This is a genomic window from Actinoalloteichus spitiensis RMV-1378, from assembly GCF_000239155.1.
GTDB lineage: Bacteria > Actinomycetota > Actinomycetes > Mycobacteriales > Pseudonocardiaceae > Actinoalloteichus_B > Actinoalloteichus_B spitiensis.
This window is the reverse complement of record NZ_AGVX02000554.1, coordinates 1-1,873: the sequence shown is the minus strand read 5'-3', so window position 1 is coordinate 1,873 and position 1,873 is coordinate 1. Positions and strand designations below refer to the sequence as shown.

At 75.8% G+C, this 1,873-nt stretch carries 1 protein-coding gene; it reads right to left on the bottom strand.

What is annotated here, in order from left to right; genetic code table 11:
• Positions 1-339: 339 nt before the first annotated feature.
• Positions 340-1,416, bottom strand: a complete 1,077-nt coding sequence (locus tag ACTIDRAF_RS0221540; protein ID WP_016700788.1) for a flavin-containing monooxygenase — start codon at positions 1,414-1,416, stop codon at positions 340-342.
• Between the last annotated feature and the right edge of the window lie 457 nt (positions 1,417-1,873).

Sequence of the window (1,873 nt, the reverse complement as noted above, 5' to 3'; positions counted from 1 at the left end):
GGCGGGGCGCTGGCCTCGGTCCACCGGTCGACGGAGGCCAGGTCGGCCTCGGGTCACCCGGAACACGGGAGGTCGTACCGCTCGGCAGCCGGTGCGGGCGTGCGGGGGTCGCCGGTGGCCCGTGGACGTTCGGTGAGCCGTGGGAGGCTGAACCCGCGGCGGGGTGGCGTCACCCCTTGCGCGCCGGTGGGGCCGGCCGCGGTGCTCGGGCACGGCGGTGGCGACCGAGGACGACCAGCCGGCGGGGTCCGCACCCCGGGCGTTCGCGACGTGGGGAACGAGGCCGAGCCCGCCGATGTCAGCAGGCGCCCGCTCGGCGACCACCCGCGCGGGGGCCGGTCACCGCCCGAGGAGGGTGGGGCGGCGGAGGCCGAGGCTGGTGCTCATCCGCCTGGCCATCGCCCTGGCGTCGGCACCGACGCCCACGATGCTGTCCGACCCCAACGTCCGCTGGTTCCCCACCCCGAGGTAGGCCAGCCGGCGGTGGGTGGCGGACCATCCGCTGGTGATGCGGGGCGCGCCCCGGGAGTCCAGCGCCCCGAGCCCGCGCAGGTAGCCGAAGTCCGGGCGGTAGCCGGTCGCCAGGAGGATCATGTCGACCCGTTCCCGAGCGCCGTTCGGCCAGATGACCTCCTCGCCCTCGACCCGGTCGAAGATCCTCCGGTGGTCGGGCCGGCCGGCCGCCACGGCCTTCCGGAACCCGGCGAGGTCGAGGGTCGGTGGTTGGGCACGCTCGCGGACGCCCCGGGACGCGGGTATGCGGTCGACACCGAGTGCCCGGATCCAGAAGTGCACGTCCCGGCCCAGGACCCGCTGCGGAGCCCAGCGGATGTTCCCCCGGGTCGCCAGGGTGACGACGGCGTGGTCGGCGAGTTCCACCGCGATCTGCACGGCGGAGTTCCCGGCTCCGACGACGATCACCCGACGACCGGCCCAGTCGTCGGGACGCCGGTAGTCGGCGCTGTGCAGGACGGTGCCGGGGAACGAGTCGAGCCCGGGCAGCTCCGGGTGGTGTGGTCGTCCGAAGTAGCCGGTGGCGGCGACCACCGACGGTGCGTGCACCACCTGGCCGTCCGCCAGGTGCGCGGCGAAGCCCTCGGGCGTGGTGCTCACCTCGATCACCCGGTTGCCGGTGCGGATGTCGACGTCGAGGAGCCGCGAGTACCGGCGCAGGTAGGCGATGTGCTCGTCCCGCGTGGGGTAACGGTCGGGATCGCCACCGCAGGGCAGACCGGGGAGCGAGCTGAAGCGGGCGGGGGTGAACAGGGTCAGGCTGTCGTAGTAGGACGGCCAGGAACCGACCGCTTCGGGGCCGGCCTCGAGCACCACGGGACGCAGCCCCCGGGCTCGGAGGGCCTGGGCTCCGGCCAGGCCGGACTGCCCGCCGCCGATGATCAGCGCGTGGAAATCGGACACCCTGCGAGCTTAGGTCGATCACCGGCCGCAACGGCGTGGGCGGACGCGGCGGTTAGGGCGGGCTTAAGCGCGTCCCCGCGGGGCGGCGGCCCCACCGACGCCCCACGCGACCCACCTCACCCGAACAGGCGAGACCATGAGGGTAGCCTCACCTAAAGCCTCCCCGACGGGTGAAGGGAACACCCATGCCCGCACCGCCCCGCACACCGCGCCACGACCCACCGCCGCGCGGGCTCCCCGCCACCGTCCTCCTCGGCACGCACGGCGGCGCGGAGAGGCCCTCGCGGGACGACACCGCGTCGGAGGCCCACCGGCTCGGCGCGGGGCGAGGTCGGCGGGGTGCACGGCGGGCACCAGGGCTTCCCGCCCGCGCGCGGCGCGGGCCCAGGCACCCCACCACCCCCGGCAGGCCGTCCCCCCGGTTCGGGACGGGCACCGCCTGACCCCCGGCTGACCG